Source organism: Photorhabdus sp. RM323S (genome assembly GCF_042879375.1).
Taxonomy (GTDB): Bacteria; Pseudomonadota; Gammaproteobacteria; order Enterobacterales; family Enterobacteriaceae; genus Photorhabdus; species Photorhabdus tasmaniensis.
The window spans coordinates 1-4,579 of the sequence record NZ_JBHFKZ010000101.1 but is presented as its reverse complement, the minus strand read 5'-3'; the positions used below and the strand labels follow the sequence as shown (position 1 = coordinate 4,579).

The following is a 4,579-nucleotide window of genomic DNA, read 5'->3' as shown; positions in this document are numbered from 1 at the left end:
TGAGGGGGATACCCCGGAAGACACGTTGCGCACCCTGATTGGTGCCTTGCGCAGTATCCGTGTTCAGCAGGCGGCACTGGAAAAACAAAACGCACAATTACTGGCGGACAATGAGAAATGGCGAAACGGCAGTCAGAGCATGACTGACCAGATTAACCAGGCGGTAGCGGGCACCCGTGAGGAAACAGAAAAGCAACAGCAGGTATTGAAAGCGGAGCAGCAAACGCTGTTCAGCCGACTTGATCAGTTGACCCGTCAGTTAGGCAATAAAAGCATGAGTACAAACACCCCTCTGGTTGAGCGTGATATTCCGCTGGGATTAGGATTGGACGATACCGGCCAAAATACGACCTCAGACGGGGACAGGCTGGTCTGGATTACCCCACAGGACGTGTTACCGGCTGACTCACAGGTTGCAATGAGCGGTCAACCAGCGACTCCCCGTTTTCCCGTGTCATTTCTGGAAGACAATGCATTGAGCCGTCAGAAACTGGAATATGACGGTATGACTGAAAATCAGCAAGCCATTACCGAGGGTGATACAAACGAGACTATCCGGCCCGTTTATACCCTGCCCGAAAATACGACGCTGGTCGGCAGCCAGGCGATGACGGCATTATTAGGCCGGGTGCCGGTGAATGACAAAGTCACTGACCCATATCCTTTTAAGATACTGATAGGTAAAGATAACTTGACTGCCAACGGCATTGAACTACCGGATGTGGAAGGCGCGATTGTTTCGGGCACAGCTACCGGTGACTGGACCTTGTCTTGTGTGCGCGGCAATGTCACCTCCTTAACCTTTGTCTTTGCAGACGGCACCGTCAGAACCGTGCCGAAATCGGATCATCGCACCAATGGCAGCCATCATGTTCAGGATAATCATGGCGGCAGTATCGGCTGGTTGTCTGATGATAATGGTATTCCATGTATCAGCGGGACACGGAAATCCAATGCAGCCAGTTACTTACCAACCTTATTTGCGCTTTCTGGCGGTACAGCGGCGGGTGATGTGTTGTCACAGAGTCAGCTTACCACCCAGACTAACGGTTATGGCGGTGCGACGTCATCACTGACCGGGGATGCCGGTAAAGCGGTTTTGGGGCAAGCAGCAGCCGGAGGATTTAAGGCCGTATCCGAATGGGTCAAAGCCCGTTATGGCCAAACTTTTGATGCCGTTTACGTAACACCGGGTGCCAGAGTAGCAGTGCACATTACTCAGCAAATACCGATTGATTATGAAGGACAGGGACGCAGGGTGAAATATAACTTTGGTCTTGGACAGGAGGTCCGTGATGGTTTGGACTGAGAAAACGAGTATGAATAAAGCGCGAAAAATAGTGATGTTGGTGGTGATAACGATCCTGACCGGTTGCAGCACGTCTAAAGAAGAGATGCTTCCACAGGGAGATAGCACAATGCTAGCTCTGTGGCAGGGGAAAGTCTCGTCGTCACGAATTACGATGGAGGCCCGTAAAACACTGCGCCGGGAGCTGAACGAACGGGAACAGCAGGCTACTCTGAATTACACGGAAAGTTATAGCCGTACGCAGGAAAATGAAATCAGTCAAACCTTCCCACGGCTACCCAATCCGGACATGGTGATGTATCTCTTTCCCCATTTGGTGGCGGGAAATTCGCCGGTGCCGGGATATAGCACGGTGTTTTCGTTTTACAGTCAGGTGCAGTACGCTCTGCCGGGTGAGCGGACGGTGGCATTGTGATGTGGTCGCTGTTGAATAAAGCCCGCTTGCGTAAACGGAGTAATCTATCGGAAGTTTTGGGTGAAACTGAGGTCATACTACCGTCGTCTTCCACCGTTGTTGGGCGTGAACCTTTGAGGCGGCCTAGCAAAATGACGCACGCTGATGAAGCGGCACTGTATAACCCTTCACCGTCTATCATTGATTATTTGCCCTGGGCAGAATACCTGAACGAGGAAAAGTGTCTGTTGCTGGATGACGGTCTGTCAGTCGGGGCGGTTTATACCGTCTCTCCGGTCCCGACAGAAGGACGCCCCGCTGCTCGTCTGGAAGAGATCCGTGACCAGGTGGAGGATGCGTTGCAGGACAGCCTGGAGGAAGAAGATATTTCTCCCTGGGTGGTACAGTTTTTTTGTCAGGATGAAGATGACTCGTCGTCATCGCTGATGCAGCTTCGTCAATATATCAAGCCCTGGGCACAGGGCACAGCCTTTACCGAAACGTGGCTGGCTGAGACTGAACGTCATCTGCGAAGCATTGCCCGGCCTGAAGGGCTGTTTAACGACACATTGGTTACCGGTCAACCTTGGAGAGGACAGCAACGCCGTACCCGAATGGTCGTTTATCGCTGGGTCCCGGCAGGCCAGAAGGATGCTCTGTCACCGGCAGCGTTGCTTAATCAGGTCTGTAACCGACTAACGGCCTCGCTGGCCAGCGCCGGCATTTTGTGTGAGCGACAAGATGGTGAACAGGTTCATCACTGGTTACTGCGGTTATTCAATCCCGCTCCAGATTGGATAGATAAAACGACGTTGTATCAGGCGGCTAGTTATGCAACCCCACAGGCTGGCGAGTGGAAGCCAGATAATGATTTCACTGAAACCTTGTGGTTTACCCCGCCGCGTTCTGACGTGAAAAACGGTGTCTGGTGGTTTGATAATATTGCCCATCGGGCGGTACCGGTTGAACGGCTGCGTCGCCCTCCAGAACCGGGAACGCTGACCGGTGAAATGGTCCGGGGTGAACATATCAATGCGCTGATGGATTTATTACCGTCAGGTACTCTTGTTTCATTGACCATTGTCATACAGGCGCAGGATACACTGGAGCGGGATTTCGACCGGTTGTCAAAAAATGCAATGGGAGAAAATACTGAATCAGGGCGAGTGCGTGCAGACGTAAAAGAAGCTAAGGCGCATCTGGGGCTGAGACATAAACTGTGCCGTTCTGCACTGACCTTTCTGTTACAGGGGGCTGATGTTGACGATTTGAACCGTCGGCATCAGCAACTGGTCGCAACCCTGTTGGTCGCGGGGTTGCAGCCGGTCAAGCCCGAATGCGACGTCGCGCCGTTAAACGGTTATCTGCGTGCCTTACCGATGTGTTTTAACCCGCAACGAGACAAGCATCACTGGTATACCCGGTTGACTTGGGTGCAGCATGTGGCTGGGTTGTTGCCCGTGACAGGGCGGGCGACCGGCACCGGTAACCCGGGTCTGAGCTTTTTTAACCGGGGCGGTGATGTGCTGACCTTTGATCCGCAAAATAAACATGACCGTACCCAGAATGCGCATCTGTTGTTGTTCGGGCCGACCGGGGCGGGGAAGTCGGCTACGCTCTGTGCGAGTTTATCGCAGCTGATGGCGGTGCACCGTCCCCGGTTATTTGTGGCGGAAGCGGGCAACAGTTTTGGGTTGTTTGCTGATTACTGTCAACGTCTGGGGCTGAGTGTCAACAAAATCAGCATTAAACCGGGCTGTGGGGTCAGTCTGGCACTGTTTGCTGATGCCCACCAATTGCTTCAAATGGCATCTTCTCAGCTGGATTTGGCGGGTGAAAAGTCGGCGGAGGAAATTGAAGACGACGGAGACGATGAGCAGCGCGATATTCTGGGCGAAATGGAAATTGCCGCCCGCATGATGATCACCGGCGGGGAGAAAAAAGAGGAGGAGCGTCTGACGCGGGCGGACAGGGGCATGATCCGCGAAGCTATCATGATGGCGGCAAAAGCGAGTGTTGACGATGGCCGACAGATGATAGCGGAAGATCTGCAAAAGGCATTGTCTGTGATTGCCCGGGACAGCCGGCGGGATGAACAGGGGCGATCATTGCGTACCGAACAGCGTCGTGCCCGTGCCGAAGAGATGGCGGGGGCGATGTCAATGTTCACCAGTGGTTTTGAGGGAGAATTGTTTAATCGTCCGGGAGCCCCCTGGCCAGAAGCTGATGTGACGCTGATTGACCTCGGTACGTTGGCGCGTGAAGGGTATGGTGCCCAGATGTCGCTGGCGATGGTGTCTCTCGTCAATACCATCAACAATAGGGCGGAGCGTGACCAGTTTGAGGACCGGGAAATTAATTTTGTGGTGGATGAGGCGCATATACTGACTACTAATCCGCTGTTGTCGCCCTACATGACTAAAGTGGTCAAGATGTGGCGAAAACTGGGCGCCTGGTTGTGGCTGGCGACTCAGAATTTGGCGGACTATCCGGATAGTGCGGAAAAAATGCTGAATATGGCGGAGTGGTGGTTGTGTCTGACCATGCCGCCGGATGAAGTCGAACAGATAGCGCGTTTTAAAAAGCTGTCTGAAGAACAAAAATCGGTGTTGCTGTCAGCCAGCAAACTCCCGGGCTGTTACACCGAAGGCGTGGTGTTGTCGAAGAAAGTGGAGGCGTTGTTTCGGGTAGTGCCACCCAGTGTCTATCTGGCGCTGGGTATGACGGAGAAAGAGGAAAAGGCCGAGCGCAGGGCGATTATGAAAGCGCTTCATTGCAGCGAATTGGATGCTGCCTTTGTGGTAGCGCGCAGGCTGGACCGTGCCCGAGGTCTGATATCTGGGGAAGAAGCAGATGGGCGTGATGAGGATCTCTTA

3 protein-coding genes are annotated in these 4,579 nt (G+C 53.4%); all 3 read left to right on the top strand.

Features of this window, described 5'->3' with window-relative positions:
- Nucleotides 1-1,309: TIGR03752 family integrating conjugative element protein (locus ACGF7G_RS21640; protein WP_387468299.1), on the top strand; the 1,309-nt coding region annotated here is incomplete at its 5' end.
- Nucleotides 1,310-1,319: 10 nt separating this feature from the next.
- Entirely contained in the window at nucleotides 1,320-1,724 is a 405-nt protein-coding gene (locus ACGF7G_RS21635; RefSeq protein ID WP_036808499.1) for a TIGR03751 family conjugal transfer lipoprotein, read from the top strand.
- The coding region (locus ACGF7G_RS21630; RefSeq protein WP_387468298.1) for a conjugative transfer ATPase at nucleotides 1,721-4,579 on the top strand (2,859 nt) is incomplete at its 3' end. The genes ACGF7G_RS21635 and ACGF7G_RS21630, both read left to right, overlap by 4 nt.